Origin of the sequence: Pantoea sp. ANP04, from assembly GCF_041982285.1 — a bacterium.
In the GTDB taxonomy this organism is placed as follows: domain Bacteria; phylum Pseudomonadota; class Gammaproteobacteria; order Enterobacterales; family Enterobacteriaceae; genus Pantoea; species Pantoea eucalypti.
The window spans coordinates 190,956-209,875 of record NZ_JAUTYS010000008.1 but is presented as its reverse complement, the minus strand read 5'-3'; the positions used below and the strand labels follow the sequence as shown (position 1 = coordinate 209,875).

General features: G+C 54.9%; 14 protein-coding genes and 1 rRNA gene. 3 read left to right on the top strand and 12 right to left on the bottom strand.

Translation table 11 applies throughout. From position 1 onward, the window contains the following. The first annotated feature begins 144 nt into the window (after positions 1-144). A 5S ribosomal RNA gene (gene rrf, locus Q7C21_RS13060) occupies positions 145-260 on the top strand. 276 nt (positions 261-536) lie between these two features. Then, on the top strand, positions 537-1,826 hold the full coding sequence (locus Q7C21_RS13055; RefSeq protein WP_003850398.1) for an MFS family transporter: 1,290 nt from the start codon (positions 537-539) through the stop codon (positions 1,824-1,826). A gap of 348 nt (positions 1,827-2,174) precedes the next feature. On the opposite strand, the gene pssA is transcribed toward Q7C21_RS13055, so the two are convergent. The 4 genes from pssA to trxC form a co-directional block, all read right to left on the bottom strand. Next, on the bottom strand, positions 2,175-3,530 hold the full coding sequence (pssA, locus tag Q7C21_RS13050) for a CDP-diacylglycerol--serine O-phosphatidyltransferase (protein ID WP_375150777.1): 1,356 nt from the start codon (positions 3,528-3,530) through the stop codon (positions 2,175-2,177). Positions 3,531-3,629: 99 nt separating this feature from the next. Beyond that, complete coding sequence (locus tag Q7C21_RS13045) at positions 3,630-6,305, bottom strand: bifunctional acetate--CoA ligase family protein/GNAT family N-acetyltransferase (protein WP_154926918.1); 2,676 nt, start codon at positions 6,303-6,305, stop codon at positions 3,630-3,632. Between the two features lie 139 nt (positions 6,306-6,444). Continuing rightward, positions 6,445-7,122: a tRNA-uridine aminocarboxypropyltransferase gene (locus tag Q7C21_RS13040; RefSeq protein WP_375150774.1), complete on the bottom strand. Its 678-nt coding sequence runs from the start codon at positions 7,120-7,122 to the stop codon at positions 6,445-6,447. 82 nt (positions 7,123-7,204) lie between these two features. Continuing rightward, entirely contained in the window at positions 7,205-7,624 is a 420-nt protein-coding gene (trxC, locus tag Q7C21_RS13035) for a thioredoxin TrxC (protein ID WP_008926766.1), read from the bottom strand. Positions 7,625-7,783: 159 nt separating this feature from the next. On the opposite strand from trxC, the gene Q7C21_RS13030 reads away from it, so the two are divergent. Then, complete coding sequence (locus Q7C21_RS13030) at positions 7,784-8,968, top strand: tRNA/rRNA methyltransferase (RefSeq protein ID WP_003850386.1); 1,185 nt, start codon at positions 7,784-7,786, stop codon at positions 8,966-8,968. Between the two features lie 36 nt (positions 8,969-9,004). Here the strand turns inward: Q7C21_RS13030 and emrB are convergent, their stop codons facing one another. From emrB to nrdF, 8 genes are all read right to left on the bottom strand, one after another. Then, on the bottom strand, positions 9,005-10,540 hold the full coding sequence (gene emrB / locus Q7C21_RS13025) for a multidrug efflux MFS transporter permease subunit EmrB (protein WP_140033119.1): 1,536 nt from the start codon (positions 10,538-10,540) through the stop codon (positions 9,005-9,007). Between the two features lie 16 nt (positions 10,541-10,556). Further along, positions 10,557-11,729 (bottom strand): multidrug efflux MFS transporter periplasmic adaptor subunit EmrA, encoded by a 1,173-nt coding sequence (emrA, locus tag Q7C21_RS13020; RefSeq protein WP_375150773.1) that lies wholly within the window; start codon positions 11,727-11,729, stop codon positions 10,557-10,559. Positions 11,730-11,879: 150 nt separating this feature from the next. Continuing rightward, complete coding sequence (mprA, locus tag Q7C21_RS13015; protein WP_003850381.1) at positions 11,880-12,410, bottom strand: transcriptional repressor MprA; 531 nt, start codon at positions 12,408-12,410, stop codon at positions 11,880-11,882. Positions 12,411-12,711: 301 nt separating this feature from the next. Continuing rightward, a complete protein-coding gene (locus Q7C21_RS13010) occupies positions 12,712-13,899 on the bottom strand; it encodes an MFS transporter (protein ID WP_039660448.1) in 1,188 nt (395 codons plus the stop codon). Between the two features lie 210 nt (positions 13,900-14,109). After that, complete coding sequence (gene proX / locus Q7C21_RS13005) at positions 14,110-15,108, bottom strand: glycine betaine/L-proline ABC transporter substrate-binding protein ProX (RefSeq protein WP_105098871.1); 999 nt, start codon at positions 15,106-15,108, stop codon at positions 14,110-14,112. A 61-nt stretch (positions 15,109-15,169) separates the two neighbouring features. Further along, positions 15,170-16,261: a glycine betaine/L-proline ABC transporter permease ProW gene (gene proW / locus Q7C21_RS13000; RefSeq protein WP_003850374.1), complete on the bottom strand. Its 1,092-nt coding sequence runs from the start codon at positions 16,259-16,261 to the stop codon at positions 15,170-15,172. After that, positions 16,258-17,454, bottom strand: coding sequence for a glycine betaine/L-proline ABC transporter ATP-binding protein ProV (proV, locus tag Q7C21_RS12995; RefSeq protein WP_003850372.1), 1,197 nt, complete (start codon positions 17,452-17,454; stop codon positions 16,258-16,260). Before proV ends, proW begins: the two co-directional genes overlap by 4 nt. 500 nt (positions 17,455-17,954) lie before the next feature. Then, complete coding sequence (gene nrdF / locus Q7C21_RS12990; RefSeq protein ID WP_375150772.1) at positions 17,955-18,914, bottom strand: class 1b ribonucleoside-diphosphate reductase subunit beta; 960 nt, start codon at positions 18,912-18,914, stop codon at positions 17,955-17,957. Positions 18,915-18,920 lie beyond the last annotated feature (6 nt).

Genomic DNA, 18,920 nt, shown 5'->3' with positions numbered 1-18,920 from the left:
AGCGATGCGTTGAGCTAACCGGTACTAATGACCCGTGAGGCTTAACCTTACAACGCCAGAGGCGTTTTTGAGAGACATGATTTTCAGCCTGTACCGGATAATAATCTGCGCGGCCTTCACGGGCGGCGCGGAGAACAGAATCTGCCTGGCGGCTTTAGCGCGGTGGTCCCACCTGACCCCATGCCGAACTCAGAAGTGAAACGCCGTAGCGCCGATGGTAGTGTGGGGTCTCCCCATGCGAGAGTAGGGAACTGCCAGGCATTATATAAGTGAAGAAGCCCCGCACGAGAGTGCGGGGCTTTTTTACGTCTGAATTACGCTGTATTTAGCAAAATTGTTAATGATTTTCCCGCTTCCTGCAGCGCTATCACCGGCCGGCTTTCCCTCATAATTGCCAGCAACTCGCTGATTTTTCGATAATTAGCGACATGGCTCACAAATATAATCTCGGATTACCCCGCCTTTACCTTCGGTAGACTTAAATGCTTTACTCACTCCTTTAAACGCTGTTGATCAGCAAGGAACAGAGGTAAGGCATGACACCCACCAATAATAAAACTCAGCCGGATGATACAAAGAAGCGTATCTGGGCAATCGTCGGCGCGTCATCGGGCAACCTGGTTGAATGGTTCGACTTCTATGTCTATTCATTCTTCTCGCTCTACTTTGCGCACATCTTCTTCCCAAAGGGTGACACCACAACGCAGTTATTGCAGACAGCGGGCGTTTTTGCAGCAGGATTTTTAATGCGTCCGATTGGCGGCTGGTTATTTGGCTATATTGGCGACAAGCACGGCCGAAAAAATTCGATGCTGGTTTCGGTCTGCATGATGTGTTTTGGTTCGCTGGTGATCGCCTGCCTGCCCGGTTATGCAACGATTGGCGTAGCCGCTCCCGTCATTCTGCTGCTGGCGCGTATGTTTCAGGGATTATCGGTGGGTGGGGAGTATGGGACCAGCGCAACCTACATGAGTGAAGTCGCCCTGGAAGGACGCAAGGGATTCTATGCCTCTTTCCAGTACGTCACGCTGATTGGCGGTCAGTTAGCGGCGGTGCTGACCGTGGTGGTCCTGCAATTTGTGCTCACTGATGCAGAGCTGCGCAGCTGGGGCTGGCGCATTCCGTTCTTCCTCGGCGCACTGCTCGCCGTTGTCGCATTATGGCTACGACGCTCTCTGGAAGAAACGTCAGATAAAGCCAGCCGCGAACATCGTGATGCGGGTAGCGTCATCGGGTTACTGCGCAATCATACCCGTCCCTTCCTGATGGTGCTGGGTTTCACCGCCGGCGGCTCCCTGAGTTTTTACACCTTCACCACCTACATGCAAAAGTATCTGGTTAACACATCAGGCATGGATCCAAAAACGGCCAGCGGGCTGATGACCGGGGCACTGCTGGTCTTCATGCTGATTCAGCCAATAATCGGTGCGCTGTCAGATAAAATCGGTCGTCGCACTTCGATGATGATCTTTGGTGCGGGGGCGGCAATCTGTACAGTACCCATTCTGACCCTGCTGCAAAACGTGCAGAGCCCTGGCGTAGCTTTCCTGTTAATCATGCTGGCCTTGTTGATTACCAGCTTCTACACCGCCATCAGCGGCATTCTTAAAGCCGAAATGTTTCCGCCGCAGGTGCGTGCTCTGGGGGTCGGGCTATCATACGCAGTCGCGAATGCGCTGTTCGGTGGGTCGGCGGAGTATGTGGCGTTGCTGATGAAGCAGCAGGGGATTGAGACCACCTTCTTCTGGTATGTTTCAGCCATGGGTGCTGTAGCATTTCTGGTGTCGCTGTTGCTGCACAGACGCGGCAAAGGGATTACGCTTTAACAAGGCGACTGACTCAGATTTCACAGGGCAATGCCGCGGGTTGCATCCGCGGCATCCCACACGAACGCTTTCCAGCGCCAGCCGCTGCCATTCGGGCGGCTGTCATATCACTCTTTTCCCGCCCCAATACTTAATGAAAACAGGATGCCGATAGTCTGGTTTTGACGGCCAGAAAGAGGCTGGCACTGCCCATATTCATTGCCTGCAGCAGCCAGCGCGGCAGAAGCGAAAACATGTTCCGCTTTATCCCGTCATGCTCGCTGATCTTCCGCCATATCGACGCATCCACTGCACAACAGCACAGCAACAGGATACTTCGCGTAATGAATGCCTCTATGGCCGCAGCGATTAAAGAATACGGCTGATCAGGCGATCGATACGTATCCGGCGCAGACGGCGAATCAGTTTCCGCACTTTAGCCGGGTAATCGGCAATACTTTCAAGCTCACGGAAATGCGTCACTATCGTCGTGTTCTGACGGATTAACGTAAGCTCTTTCTCACGCTGAGCCGCTAACTCCTGATGAGGATCGTGAATCAGCACCGCATTTTCCAGATCAAGCCGCCATGCACGCGGGTTGAGGTTATTACCGGTAATCAGCTGCCATTCGTCATCAACCCACATCCCTTTAAGGTGATAACTGTTTTCACCATCCTTCCAGAGTCTCACGACCAGTTGATCGGTCGTAACATAGTAGTGCAGACGGCTCATGAAGCGACGCAGATTGATTTCATACAGGTAAGGCAGCGCGCCGATAATTTTGAATGGCTCATCAGGCGCAATGTAGAAATCATTGGCGGTTTTATCACCGACGATGATCTCGACTTTTTTCCCCTGGCGCAGCAGATGAATGATATTACGCACCAGCAGGGCTGGCATGTTGAAGTAAGGGGTACAGATGATCAGCTTCTGTTCCGCACAGGGCATCAGATGGAAAATGGTTTTATTGAGCAGGCTATGCTTGCCCAGACCGACCAGTGGCGTGACCGTCAGTTCATCATTGCCGGCATTGCCTTCAAACTGGTAATTGAAACCCCGGAGATCCTGACGGAACTGGCGTGTCTCATTTTTGATTTCAGGACTTGAGGGGCGTTCTGCAAAATCGAGCCGGTTGACGGCTTCTGCAGGTTTAAGATTCAGTGTGATCCACTCATACATGGTATCGGTCAGTTGGGGATTCTGGATAACCTGATAGCGATCATACCGATACTTATCATGCTGATGCAGGTAGACATCATTGATGCTGGCACCGCTATAGAGCAGCATATCATCAATAATGAAGCCTTTTAGATGAAGCACACCCAGCGCTTCACGCGTATTAACCGGAATGCCATAAACCGGGATGGCAATATCCGGATAGCGTGTGGCCATTTCGCAATACCAGTCAGCATTGGTTACGCCTCGTGCTGCGCCAATTCGGCCACGTTGCGCGCGGTGCCAGTCGACCAGAATGGAGATATCCAGCGTTGGCCGCGCCTGCTTCGCACTATAGAGCGCATCCATAACGGCACGTCCGGCGTCATCATTTTCCAGATAAAGCGCAACAATACAGATGCGTGTCTGTGCGGTCGCTATTTTCTCCAGCAACGTCTGGCGAAACTCAGCAGGCGAATAAAGTGTCGACACATCCGCAACGGATTGTGACAGTTTAGGCAGCTGTGCGAGGTGTTGTTGGTGTTTGTTACGTTTGAATTTAGACAACATCACAGTGCACTTCTTCTCTGTTCATTGCATGGCCTTTTGCCATCAAATCAGGGTTATAACCACAAATAATAACATCAACTCCGTCAATTCGAACGTTTTTTACCTTTCTCTACAAGGTGGGTTGATCTCATTCTGTAAGGACAATTTCAGGCTGACAATACCGTCATCCAGTTGAATATCAACATGAAAGTTAAGTTTACGGGCCAGCGTAATCATGCCGCGATTATGGGGCATGGTGATACCGTTCAATTGTTGCAAGCCGTGATGTCGGGTGTAGCGGATCATCTTTTCCAGCAGACGGCGGCCCATGCCTAACCCTTTCAGGTCAGAACGGACCAGCACCGAAAACTCCGCATCAATGTTATCCGCATCAGAAATAGCGCGGGTTACGCCGATGATCTCAGGTCGTCCCTGATGCTGACGCACCGCTACGATCGCCATCTCACGGTCATAATCGATCTGGGTCATATTGGCGAGGTCATCATGGGTGAATTCATTGATTTCACTGAAGTAGCGGTAGTAAAGGTCTTCTTTGGTCACCTGGCTGATGAAGTCGCGCAGCAAAGGTTCATCTTCTGGCAGGATCGGCCGGAACAGGCAGAATTGCCCATTCTTCAATTCTACCTGCTCCTCAAGATGCTGAGGATAAGGACGAATTGCCAGCCGCGCTTCGTTATCGCCATCGAACGGAGCCAGCGTCAGGGTGACATCCAGCAGGGTAAAATCATTACCCGCTGCCAGTAGCGGATGAATATCCAGTCGCTGGATCTCCGGGCAATCCACCACCAGGTTAGAGACCTGCACCAGCAACTGGCTCAAACCGGGGATATCCAGCGGATTCAGGGCGCTACGGCTGCGGATTTTTCCGCTCTTGATTGCCTGAATCACCAGATAGCGTGCCAGTGTCATATTCAGCGGAGGCAAGGCAACCGCAGCCTGTTTATCGGCCTGCCATTCAACGCCGCCTTCGCCCAGCATAATGATTGGACCAAACAGGGCATCCTGTTCGACCACGACCCGCAACTCCTGCGCGCCCGCACGGCTGGCCATGCTCTGAACCAGCAGCCCTTCAATACGCGCCTGCGGCAGCGTCTGTCTGACCCGATCAAAAATGGCCTCAGCGGCATGCTCTACTTCGCTGGCATTGCGCAGATAGAGCATTACACCCTGAACCTCCGACTTATGGGCGATATCGGGTGAACGCAGTTTCAGCGCCACCGGATAGCCAATCTGATCGGCAATCGCCACAGCCGATGTGCTGTCGCTGGCGATCCAGGTCGGCAGTGTCGCCAGCCCGTATGCCTGCAATACTGGCTGCACTTCGTGAGTATCCAGCGCGGTAACGCCGCGCGACAGCGCCTGTGACAGCAACTGGTGAGCCTGAGCGCTATCCTGCTTCAGTGTTGTGGGCAGGGCAGGGGTTTCACGCAGCTGCTTCTGGTTACGGCGATACTCAACCTGATGCATAAAGGCGGTGACGGTGCCTTCCGGCGTGCGCCAGGTCGGGATGCCTGCCTGCGTGAAGGCACGACGTGCAGCCTGTGAAGAGAACTCGCCGCTCCAGTTGGTCAGCAGCGTCACCAGCTTACCGCGCGGGTGACGGGCAATGGTGTCGATCAGATGTGCGGCCGTTTCAGTTGCGGGCGCGACCGCGCTTGGCGCATGAATAATCATTAATGCATCAAGTTCATGACTGTTGAGCAGAATCTCCACACAGGCGGCATAACGTTCCGCTGTGGCGTCATCTTTTAAATCCAGCGGATTACCGCGACCTGCACCCGCGGGTAGCAGCGCCTCCAGTTGCTGACATGTCTCATCGCTGAGCTGCGCCAGTTTTCCGTTACGGGCATAGAGTTCATCCAGCGCCAGCGCGGCAGGTGCGGCTCCATTGCTGATGATCATCAGTCTGTCGCCTCGCAGCGGGCGCATATGGCTTAGCGACTCAACGGCGGAGAACAGCTCATGGGTATCCTGGACCCGCAGCAACCCGGCGCGCTGAATGGCCGCATCCCAGGCGGCGTCAAGGCCGCTGTGGGTGCCAAGCAGCGCCTGGGCTTCGCGGCTGCGACCACTCTTGATGATCAATATCGGTTTATTCCGCGAGGCACTGCGGGAAGCGGAAACAAAACGACGCGCATCGCTGAGGTGCTCAAGATAGAGCAGGATGGCGCTGGTCTTGCCGTCACGAGCCAGGAAGTCGAGCAGGTCATCGACATCGGTATCCAGACTGTCACCCAGCGCAATAAACCAGGAGAAACCGAGATTACGCTGCTGCGCCCAGTCGAGAATGGTATTAGAGACGGCGGCGGACTGAGAGATAAACGCGATGCGGCCTTTCTCAATTGGCACCGGCGAGAAGCTGGCATTCAATCCCTGCCAGGGCGCCAGCAAGCCCAGACTGTTTGGTCCCAGCAGACGTATCTGCCATTTACCTGCGCAGGCTTTGAGCTCGGCCGACTGGCTGGCGGGCGCGGAGAGGATAATGCAGGCCTTGCAGCCTTTTTCGCCGAGCTGTTGCAGCAACTCGAGGTTACGTTTCGAGTGGGTACAGATCACCGCCAGGTCGGGCGCGAAAGGTAGGCTGTCGATGGTGGGCCAGGCCAGCACGCCGCTGACTGCTTTATATTTTGGCGTCACCGGCAAAACCGGCCCGCTAAAACCGCCCGCCAGCAGGTTACGCATCATAAAGTATCCGGCACGCCCGGGCGTGACCGAGGCACCAATCACCGCAATTGATTTAGGTCGTAACAGCGCTTCCAGTCCGCGTTGGCTCATCTCGCCCTCCAGAGATCGGGATTTGCGTGATTGTAAACGCTTTTTGCTGGCAGTGCTTCCGGGCAGATCGCAGGCTGAAGATCCGGATCTTCGGATCGGTCAGCCCAGGCGCTCGCCTGCCGGAAGAAGAGGGATGCGGTTAAGCCTGTCCCGCGTGATGCGGTTTCCCTGCCAGGTAGGCCGCACGGAACTGATCAAAATGGTGAGATAGTGCTTCTGCCGCCAGCCGATCGCCCGCCTGCGCCAGCAGCGCCGCGGCCACTTCAGCGGTACAGTGCTGACCTTCGCCGTGCGCCTCCCGCAGTGTATAGCGCGAAGGGGTACTCACATTCAGCGACATCACCGGCAGGGCGTCGAGCCAGGGGCTTTTGCGGAACATCTTGCGAGCTTCGGTCCAGGTGCCATCCAGCATGATAAACAGCGGCGGCTTGCCGCTGGTGGGTGGCGTTGTCAGCACCTCGCGACCGGGATCCGCATAGGCGGCCGGAAAGACGACAAGCGGCTGATAATCAGGATTGCGCACGGCCGCCAGCAGCAGCGGATCCGGCTCGGTGCGTGACCAGCCAAACGCCTGGGTATCCGGCAGAATATCGGCAATCAGACGCCCGGTGTTGCTCGGTTTCATCGGCTCGGTATCAAACATCACCAGGCAGAAGCGGCTACGGGCAGACGCAGGCACGATCTGACTGCAAAGACAGTTGGCTTCTGGCAGCAGACAACCCTGGCAGCGAATGACACGATTTCCACGCGCAAGGAAAGGACGGGTGGCACGCGCCAGGCGTTGGGTGCGCAAGCGCAAAACAGCATTATCAGACATGAGGTTTCAGGGCAGGAAAAAACGTCAGTGTAATCGAAGCGCAGGTGAAAAGGAAAAGGCCAGACTGGCTGGCCTCTGAATATTACAGTGATTCATCCAGCCATTCGTTGAAAGGTGCCTTAGGCATGGCACCATTCAGCATGTCCACCCGCTCGCCGTTCTTGAACAGCATGATGGTAGGAATACTGCGAATGTTGAAACGGGCGCTCAGGGCCGGTTCCGCTTCGGTGTTTACTTTAATAAAGCGGACTTTCCCGCTGCGCTCGCTGGCGACATCTTTAAACACGGGCGCAAAATTGACGCAGGGACCGCACCAGGGCGCCCAGAAATCGATCACCACCGGCAGATCGTCCTGCAGATATTTGTCAAAGTTAGCGCTGGTGGCATTGACCACCTCGCCATCAAACAACGCATTTCCACAGCGGCCGCATTTCGCCGCATCGGCAAGGCGTTCTTCAGGAACGCGATTGGTTGCCTGGCAGGAAGCGCATACCGTATTCATAGGAACCTCTGAGGTTTAAAAGTGTCAGTCTGGTAATTGTTGTCCATTATGAAAGAGGGCGGATTCCTGCTCAATCTGGATTGCTCTATAGGTTCAATAGTTGATAGCTAAGCGCCAGCACATCAGGTAATCTGCGCGCTCTCAATGCAGGAGGAAGATATGAACGACGAATTTAAAGGCAAGAGCGGCAAGGTTAAGGTGATGTACGTGCGTGGCGAGGACGATAAAAGTGCGCGTGCGCCGAATCCTCGTACAGGCAAAGGTGGTCACGCTGCTGCCCGCCAGGATGATAATCGTCGTTCATCTGGCCCCCGTACAGAACGCAGTCAGGAAGGTGGTCGCTCCGCGGGGCGTCGCAGCGACGACACTGGTCGCAGCAGTTCACCGCGCCGTGACGAAGGCGGACGTGGTGCGCCACGCCGTTCAGACGAGGGTGCAGGTCGCCGCAACGATCGTGGCGATGATAGCCGTGGCGCCTATGGCAGCAGCGACTCCCCATGGCGCACCGTATCACGCGCGCCATCAGCAGACCGTGCTGCATCGCCTGAGAGTGATAAGCCCGATCATGGCGGCATCAGCGGCAAGAGCTTTGTTGATCCTGAGCAGATCCGTCGTCAGCGTAACGAAGAAACCCGCGTTTATGGTGAGAACGCCTGTCAGGCACTGTTCCAGAGTCGTCCGGAAGCGATTGTTCGCGCCTGGTTCATTCAGGAAGTGACTCCGCGTTTCCGTGAATCGCTGCGCTGGCTGGCGGCGAACCGCAAAGCCTATCACGTGGTAGAAGATGCAGAGATCACCAAAGCATCAGGCACTGAGCATCACGGTGGCGTCTGCTTCCTGATCAAAAAGCGTATGGGTATGGCGGTTTCGGAATGGCTGAGCCAGGCAACAACCAAAGATTGCGTACTGGCACTGGAAGATGTCAGTAACCCGCATAACCTGGGCGCGATTATGCGCAGCTGCGCGCACTTTGGCGTAAAAGGTTTGCTGGTAAACGATGCCTCACTGCTGGAGTCGGGTGCAGCAGTGCGCACCGCAGAAGGCGGTGCCGAGCATGTTCAGGCCATCAGCGGCGCAACTTTCAGCGAAGGTCTGGAAGCGTTCCGTAAAGCGGGTTACACCATCGTGACCACCTCCAGCCATCAGGGCACGCCGCTGGCGCAGGCTAAGCTGCCGGAGAAAATGGTGCTGGTGTTAGGTCAGGAACGTGAAGGTCTTTCTGACACCGCGTTCAAACAGGGTGACATGAGCCTGTCGATTGGCGGCACCGGCAACGTAGAAAGTCTCAACGTTTCGGTCGCAACCGGCGTACTGCTCGCAGAATGGTGGCGTCAGAACGCATAAAAAAACGGGCCGAAAGGCCCGTTTTGCTTTGTCACGTCAGTGTGCGCCACCGCCGCCACCGCCTGCACCAAACGGCGGACGGGCAAACCAGATCAGCACCAGCAGGATCAGGAATACCCCCGCCGATGCCCAGAAAATTTCATTCGCTGAAATGATCAGTCCCTGATTGGTAATCTGCTGCGCGATATACGCAGACGCCTGCTGCTGCGTCATTCCCAGGCTCTCCAGCTGGCTATACATCTGCTGCGAATTAACGTTGTACGGGGTAATCGACTCGGTCATATAGCTATGATGCATCGACTCGCGATTCGTCCACATCGTGGTTGTAATCGACGTGCCTACCGAGCCAGCAAACGTACGCATAAAGTTCGACAGGCTGGATGCTGCGGCCATGCGCTCCGGCGGCAGTCCCGACAGCGTAATAGTCGTCAGTGGCATAAAGAAGCAGGCTACGGCAAAGCCCTGGATAAACTGCGGCCAGGCTGAGGCGCCAAAGTCCATCCCCGGTTCAAACGTATACGCGCGCCAGTAGAAGCAGATGGCATACATAATGAAGCTGAATGTGACCAGCCGTCGCATATCGAGCTTATGCGCAAAGCGACCAATAATCGGCGACAGGATCACCGGTATGATGCCTACCGGTGCCGACGCCAGGCCTGCCCAGGTTGCGGTATAACCGTAAACCTCCTGCAGCAGCTGCGGTAACAGGACTATCGAGCCGAAGTAGAGCATGTACGCCAGACTGATCGACAGACAGCCAATGGTAAAATTGCGCGACTTAAACAGGGAGAGGTCGATGATCGGGTGATCGTCCGTCAGCTCCCAGACCAGCAGGACTGTGAGCGCAATCAATGCCACGACCCCTAACACGATAATCTCGGCCGAGTTAAACCAGTCGAGCTCCTTCCCGCGATCCAGCATGACCTGTAAACAGCCGATCCCCACGACCAGCAGCACCAGCCCGACCATGTCGATCCGCCGGATTTCGGTTTTAGTTTCCCGGCCACGCAGCGTTTGCAGCGTCAGTATGACCACGGCCACACCAATCGGCACGTTGATAAAAAAGATCCAGCCCCAGTGATAGTTATCGCTGATCCAGCCGCCCAGTATCGGGCCACAGATCGGCGCGACGATCACCGTCATCGCCCACAGCGACAGTGCCAGACTGCGCTTAGCGGGCGGATAGTTGTTGAGCAGCAGACTTTGCGACAGCGGGATCAATGGACCCGCAACAATCCCCTGAATGACACGGAAAAAGATCAGCATCTCCAGGCTATCTGACATACCACACGCCCAGGAGGCGATGGCAAACAGAATGGTCGACCAGGTGAACAACTTCACTTCACCAATGCGCTTTGCCAGCCAGCCGGTCAGCGGGATCGAGATCGCATTCGCGACACCAAACGAGGTGATTACCCATGTACCCTGAGAGTTCGACGCGCCCAGGTTCCCGGCAATCGTAGGGATGGCCACGTTGGCGATGGTCGAGTCCAGCACCTGCATGAACGTCGCCAGCGACAGCGCTACGGTCATCAGGACCAGCGGCATCCCTTCAAGCGGTTTTTGTGCCATTACAGCCTCCGCGTCATCATCCGGCGTTGGCGCGGACAATATCGGTGATCAGCTGATTGACCGGCGCAAGGTCAATCGCCAGGGCATTGCTGCTGTAAGCGGCCTGCTGGCGGACGCTGGTAGCCAGCACACTGCCTTCGTTACTGGTGGTATCGATTTTAACCAGCGTGGAGAGGCCGATGCGCAGTGGATGTCTGGCGATATCTTCCTGATTCAGTTCGATACGAACCGGCAGGCGCTGAACCACTTTGATCCAGTTACCGGTAGCATTCTGTGCAGGCAGCAGAGAGAAGGCGCTGCCGGTGCCCATATCCAGTCCTGCGACTTTGCCATGATAAACGACGTCGTCACCGTAGATGTCGGCAACCACGGTGGCAGGCTGACCAATGCGTACGCCAGCCAGCTGGGTCTCTTTGAAGTTGGCATCGACCCACAGATTCGTTGCAGGCACGACAGCCAGCAGCGGGGTGCTGGTGGAGATTTGTGAACCGACCTGCACGCTGCGACGTGAGACAAAACCATCCATCGGGCTGCGGATCTCAGTGCGCTGCAGTGCCAGCCAGGCATCACGCAACTCAGCTGCGCTCTGTTGCACAGCTGGCTGATTCTCCAGCGAGGTATTAAGGATCATCGCCTGATTAGCATTATATTGCTGAATCGCGACATCCAGCTGCGCTTTAGCCGTCGCGACAGCGTCCCGGGCGTGCTGCAACTCTTCACGGCCAATCAGGTTAGCTGCACCCAATGGCTCACGACGTTTCAGGTCGGCCTGTGCCTGCGCCAGCGCAGTTTGCTGCAAAGTAATGCTGGCCTGGTACTGTATGCCATTGATCATCAGCTGATGCGTCTGACGCACGCTGGTGGCCAGTGCCGTCTGCGCTTTTTCAAACGCCTGTTCAGCATCCGTCTTATCGAGTGAAACCAGCACATCGCCCTTTTTGACGAAATCGGTATCTTCAAACCAGACTTTGTTCACGCTACCGGAAACCTGTGCCATCACCTGCACCTGATTACCTGCAACGTAGGCATCATCGGTTTCCTGAAAATGGCGCAGGACCAGGAACCAGTAAACCCCCCAGGCAATACCAATCAGCACAAAGATCAGCGCCAGCACAATGAGCACACTTTTGCGCTTCTTCTTTTTACTGGCTGACGGTTGCGGACTTTGTGCTTCTGCCGTTGCACTCATGACTTTCTCCACGTTTTCCATTTAGACGGGCAGCAGAAATCCATTTCTGCCAGCGCCCGAGTCGAAAAAGCCAGCGACTAGGCGCTGGCCAGATAAAAAAGGAAGTTAAAATAACGATTTCGACGGGTGATTGTGTCGCACTTATTGCTATTAGCGGGACAGCGAGGCGATCAGCTGATCTTCATCCATTTTATCAAGACGATTAAGCAGCTTACGGGTAATACCTTCCAGCTGGGATTTCTCATCGACTGACAGCGACGACCAGAGATACTGCAGGCTCTGATGCTGAGGGGGCAGCAACTGACGCAGGAACTCCATGCCTTTATCGGTCAGATGCAGGTGCAGGCAGCGACGGTCGTGATCGCTTTCGCGACGCTCAATCCAGCCGCGCTTTTCCAGCTCATCGGCAATGCGCGTCGCATTGGTGCGTGAAGAGCCAAGGGCTGAACTGAGTTCAGAAGGCTGAATGCTGTGGTTTTCCTGCGCATCCAGCGTAATCAACGCCATGAACAGGGTTTCATTAATCCCCTGTGCTTTCAGCATCTTATTACGGTTGTCCAGCAGTTTACCCTGCATATGCATACAGAGACGCGTCAGAATAATTTCCTGTAACGGAAAATCCTTATGGCGATTGGCACGGATGTTTAGCATCTGCTCAATGGGAGTAAACGAACTTTCCATTAAAAAAAACCTCACTAATTGCAACTTGTATAATAACTATGGTGACAGGGTAAGCGTAGTCACTTTTTGGCAGGTGATCGCTCTCAGACCCGCACTCTGTACCATCAAAGGTATTCCAGGCCACTCCCTGGCCCTGGGTCAAAAACCCGTACACCCGGCGGCAGCGCTGAGCCGGGACGTTTTCAAAAGAGGGCAAATTTAATAATATCGCGAGGAAAAATAACCGAAGTGAATAGCTTTGTTACTAACCATAACAAACCTAACCATTTGTGACCAGACCCTTGCACTGTCGGGCCAGGATTCAGTTGATTATTTCCGGCTCAAAGCGCGATCCCTTTGCCCAGATCAGCAGATTAGTCAGCGTAAGCAGTGCGCCAGCGCCACAGACGCCATGCCAGCCCCAAAGATGATAAGCGGTGGCGGAGAGCAGCGAACCCGCCGCACCACCTATAAAGTAGCTGGTCATGTAACCTGCATTGAGACGGTTACGCGCCTCCGGCATCTGCGCATAGATCACGCTTTGATTGGTGATATGGACAGCCTGCACCGCCAGATCCAGCAGCAGAATGCCAATAATAAGCGGCACCAGCTGCGCTGCGCCCCATGCAATAGCGGCCCAGGAGAGCAACATGAGCAGCAGGCCGAGTCGGGTCGTCAGCTTCGCTTTACCCCTGTCAGCCAGTGAGCCCGCCTGACGAGCGGCCAGCGCCCCTGCGGCACCGACCAGCCCCAGCAGGCCGATCTCACCTTCTGAGAAGTGATAAGGCGCGCCAGAAAGCAGAAACGCCATTGAGGTCCACAGCAGGCTGAAATTGGCAAACGCGAGACAGCCGGTCCACGCGCGGGTGCGGATCACGCGATTACCTGCATACAGGCGAAAGATAGAGGCCAGCAGTTGTGGATAGCTCATTGGCACGGACTGCTTAACACGTGGCAGCGCTCGCCACAGCGCCAGCGCCATCACGACCATCAGCAAACTGGCAGTCCAGTAGACCGTACGCCAGCCGCCAAGCTGTGCGAGGCCGCCTGCCACGGTGCGCGCCAGCAGAATCCCCAGCAGCAAACCGCTCATGACGGTACCAACGATTTTGCCGCGCCGCTCCGGCTCGGCCAGTGTGGCAGCCAGCGGCACCAGGATTTGCGCAGCGACCGAAAACAGGCCAGTCATGACTGTGCCCAGCAGTAAAAAGAGAAATGAGTGCGAAAGGGCGATGATGACCATGCCCGCCGCAGCCAGCAGGATCATCGTTACAATCAGGCTGCGTCGTTCAAAGCGATCGCCTAACGGCACCAGCAACAGCAATCCGCAGGCATAGCCGAGTTGCGCCGTGGTGACAATAAACCCGGCGAGGCTAACAGAGAGATCAAACTGTTGAGCGATGGTATTAAGCAGTGGCTGAACGTAGTAGTTACTGGCTACACAGAGGCCGGTTGCCACCGACATCAGAACCACTAAAGCAGGCGTCAGACCCTGGCGAGTCGCATTCATAAACAGCATCGGTCGCTAATAATCATTTAAGGTTAATAATAACTCAAAAAACTATTTCACACGCATGTTTATTAACAGGCCATACCAGTCGGGATAGCAGGCATAAAAAAGGGCAGAAATGTTTCCGCCCTTAATCACTGTCCGACTTAAGGCGTATGCTCCCTGAGCCAGCACTTTTACCAACCACCCTGGGGTGGACATGTTTTCATGTTATTGCGCGGCGGCCTGAGCCTCGCTGATCCATTTATCGAACTCAGCCTGATGCGCTTTAATCCAGCCATCAACATGACGGTTAATCGCCTCTTCTGAGTTTTGTCCGGCATGCATCGCTGAGTTTTCAGCATTGATATCGGTAATAGGCAGCTTCATGACCGCAAACAGATGGGCCGCCGCCGGATTTTTCGCCGCCCAGGCTTTGTTGGCGACGATGTGCATGGTATTAACCGGGAAACCGTAGTTCGCGCCGTTTGGCAGTTTAGTATCCACATCCTTCTGTTCGCCAGGCAGCGACGAGAACGGCACCTGCAGCCAGACTACATCGCGGCCCGGCTTCAGCACATCGCTCAGCCAGTAGGGCGTCCAGGTATAATAAAGGATCGGCTTACCCTGTTTGTAGCGTGCCAGCGTATCCGCCACCATCGCCGAATAGTTACCCATATTAGCGGTCACGGTATCACTGAGACCAAAGGCGCTGTTCTGATGATTAATTACCGCTTCACAGCCCCAGCCTGGCGTACAGCCGGTCATATCCGCCTTGCCATCGCCGTTGGCGTCAAACAGTCTGGCGATCTTAGGATCTTTCAGCTGTTCGATATTGGTGATGTGATATTTCTCGGCGGTCTTCTTATCAATCAGATAACCCTGGGCGGCACCGGTAACGTAGGTTCCCTGTCGATACAGCTTCTGATCGCCACCGGCAGCTTTATACATGTCGTCATGCAGCGGCTGCCAGTTCACCGCGGTAAAGGTCGCGTCGCCAGCGGCGATAGAGGTGTAGCCAACGTTGTAATCCACTTCACTCGGCTTGCTGACCTGATAGCCGAGTTTTTCCAGCGCGCGGCTGACAATCAGGGTCTGAAAAGTCTCTTCAGCGATAGTACTCTGTATAGGTTGCACCGTAATACCTTTGCCCGGCAGATCGGCAGCGGAGACGTGTGAAACGGCCAGCGTGGTTACCACGGCGGCGAGCAGAGAGGCTCTGTTGCGCATAGTCATTCCTTATTTAAGATGTCGCGTCAGGATGGGCGGCGCGCAGGCACCGCCCGACAGATTATTTTTTACGCGAAGGAGAGAAGATCAGGCCCAGCGGACCGGTGTGATACCAGTGACGATTACCGCGGCTGCGGCTATCGCGACCAAACGATTGGGTCAGGCGATCAAGGATAATGGCAAGAATCACAATTCCCACGCCACCCACCGTAGCCAGCCCCATATCAAGACGGCCAATACCGCGCAGGACCATCTGACCGAGTCCGCCGACGGCGATCATCGAGGCGATCACCACCATTGACAGCGCCAGCATCAGGGTCTGATTGACGCCCGCCATAATGGTGGGCATCGCCAGCGGCAACTGCACTTTGAATAGCAGCTGTCTCGGACTGGCACCAAAGGATTCGCTCGCTTCGATCAGATCGGCGGGTACCTGCTTAATGCCGAGAATAGTCAGACGCACAATCGGTGGCAGGGCGAAGATAATCGTTACCACCACGCCCGGCACGTTGCCGATACCAAACAGCATCACAATCGGCACCAGGTAGACAAAGGCGGGTGTGGTCTGCATTGCATCCAGCAGAGGTCGTACAATACGCGCTGCCCGTTCGCTACGGGCCAGCCAGATCCCCAGCGGCAGGCCGATGAGAATGCAGAACATCAGCGCGGTAAGCACCAGCGCCAGCGTCACCATCGCCTGCGACCAGGCGCCAATGGCCCCTATGGCGATCAGCGATACCAGCGTGGCAATGCCCATGGCGGGGGTTGCGATCTGCCAGGCAATCAGCGCAAACACCAGAATTGCCACTGGCGCTGGCATTCCCAGCAACAGCTGCTGAAAGGCGCTGAGGATATAGTCAACCGGCACCCGGATACCCTGAAACAGCGGGCGGAAATGGTTGACCACCCAGTCGATACCGGTGGTCACCCAGTGATCAAGCGGGATCCAGGTTTTGTGGAACGGATCCATGATACTGAAATGTTCCGGTGCGGGTGCAGGGGCGCTGTTGAGCCAGTCACTGCTACTGGCTGCATGGGTTGTCGCGCTACCATCGGGCGTGCCCCAGGCATCGGCACCGCCGCTGCTGGTGGGCGCAGCCTGAGTGCTGGCAGCGGTGCCGCTATCCCACGGATTGGTGGTGTCCTGACTCATGGCTGGGCTCCTTCACGATCTAACGCGCGCAACAGCGTGCTTTTGGAAATGAGACCGACATAGTGATTTTCTTCGCCGACCACGGGCACCGCACAGGGTGCCTGCGCGACGTGAGAGAGCAAATCGCTCAATGAGGTATCGGCGGGAACCGCCGCCGGGGTGTCGAGCAGGGCGCTGTCGATACCTTCGCCTGCTGCCAGCGCCGCTTTCAGAGAATCGGTGGAAACCACGCCGATAAATTTCTGCTTTTCCAGCACGTAGCCGTAATCGCGGTCTTCATCCTGCAGCAGTTTCATGGCGGAGCGCGGACCGAAACCAGGCGCTTTGCGGATCAATGCTCCCGCGCTACGACGGGCTATATCTTTGGCGCTGAATACGTGACTGATATCGACGCCACGGAAAAAGGTGCGGACATAGTCGTTGGCTGGGTTATTCAGGATCTCATCCGGCGTACCAACCTGTATCACTTCGCCGCCCTGCATAATGGCAATGCGATCGCCAATACGCATCGCTTCATCCAGATCGTGGGAAATAAAGACGATGGTGCGCTGATGCCTGGCTTGTAAATTAACCAGCTCATCCTGCATCTCAGTACGAATCAACGGATCCAGTGCGGAGAAGGCCTCATCCATTAATAAGATGTCGGGATTGATTGCCAGCGCGCGGGCTAATCCGACGCGCTGTCGCATTCCCCCGGAAAGTTCATCCGGGTAAGCGTGCGCATAATTCTCCAGCCCGACCTGACGTAACGCTTCCAGGGCTTTTTCCTGTCGTTCAGCCAGTGCGACGCCCGCTAATTCCATGCCAAATGCCGTGTTATTTAATACATTCATGTGCGGCATCAAAGCAAATGACTGGAATACCATGCTGATTTTATTTCTGCGCACGTCACGCAGTTCGCTGGCCGATATTTTGGCAATATCGACACCATCAATAATCACCTGGCCGCGCGTCGGCTCTATCAGACGATTGAGAAGGCGAACCATGGTCGATTTTCCTGAACCAGATAACCCCATGATGACGAATATCTCGCCTTCTTCAATAGCCAGACTGGCGTTCTTTACGCCAAGAGAGAGACCGGTCTTCTCCAGAATGACATCTTTGGTCGCACCCTTTTCAATATATTTAAACGCGCGATCCGGATTGTCGCCAAATATTTTATAGAGATTTTTTACTTCGAGCTTAATAGCCATGCAGTCATTAAATCCTGGTTGAAATATCTGATATTAACCTGTCGTTCCCGCTGAAATTTAAGCAGGCCATACCGTAGCACACTGACGTTATCTGACAACCCTGAGTTGGGATGTTTGCCGGGCACGGGGCATTCAGATGTAGATTATCTTCAGTGCTCACAAGGGATAAGCGCGGATTAATTTTTTGTGAAATAATCAGGGATTTATTGGCATTTAGGTCGATTTGCTGCGTGAAAGGGAGAAAAACAGACGTCACCAACGTGAAATATTACGGAAATAATGGGGACCGATGCAGGAAAATAATCACGCCTGAAACGACCATGTTCAGTGAAATAATTGGCCGAAAAAAAGAAAATACGGGGCGGATGAATATCAATAAACAATGAAATAGTCAGGCGGTATTGCAGTAATATTTTTTTCTTATGATGAGTCGCGGTGGCGCGGCTGCTATGCCATTGCCAGTGAAAACCGGATGCTGATAAAACAGCACCCGGTAACCCTCAGAAATTCCAGTCTTCATCTTCGGTTTCGACCGCTTTACCCATCACATAGGAGGAGCCTGAACCGGAGAAGAAGTCGTGGTTCTCGTCAGCATTGGGTGACAGCGCCGACAGAATGGCCGGATTTACCGCCGTCAGCTCCGCCGGGAACAGCGCCTCGTAGCCCAGATTCATCAGCGCTTTGTTGGCGTTGTAGTGCAGGAAGGTTTTCACCTCTTCCACCCAGCCGACATCGGCATAGAGCGCCTCGGTGTAAGCCACTTCATTCTCATACAGCGCCAGCAGCAGATCATAGGCGAACTGCTGCAGCTCTTCGCGACGCAGATCGTCAGCCGTGGCCAGCGCCTGCTGATATTTGTAGCCGATGTAGTAACCGTGCACCGCTTCATCGCGAATAATCAGGCGAATCAGATCGGCAGTGTTGGTCAGCTTGCCCCGGCTCGACCAGTACATCGGCAGCCAGAAGCCGGAATAGAACAGGAACGACTCCAGAAAAACGCTGGCGATCTTCTTCTTCAGCGGATCATCCGCCTGGTAGTTTTCAAGGATGATGCGCGCCTTGTTCTGCAACGGCACATTCTCTTCGCTCCACTGATAGGCGGCATCCACATCCTGCGTATTACACAGAGTTGAGAAGATAGAACTGTAAGAGCGCGCATGGACGGCTTCCATAAAGCTGATGTTCGACAGCACCGCCTCTTCGTGTGGCGTAATAGCATCGTCCATCAGTCCCGGCGCGCCGATCACGTTCTGGATGGTATCCAGCAGCGTCAGGCCGGTGAAGACCCGGATGGTCAGTTGCTGCTGCTGTTTATCCAGCGTCTGCCAGGCGGGCAGATCGTTAGAGAGCGGCACCTTTTCTGGCAGCCAGAAGTTGCTGGTGAGACGGTTCCACACCTCAAGATCTTTCTCATCCTGAATGCGATTCCAGTTAATGGCCTGAATTTGTTTAAGTTTCATCGTTTT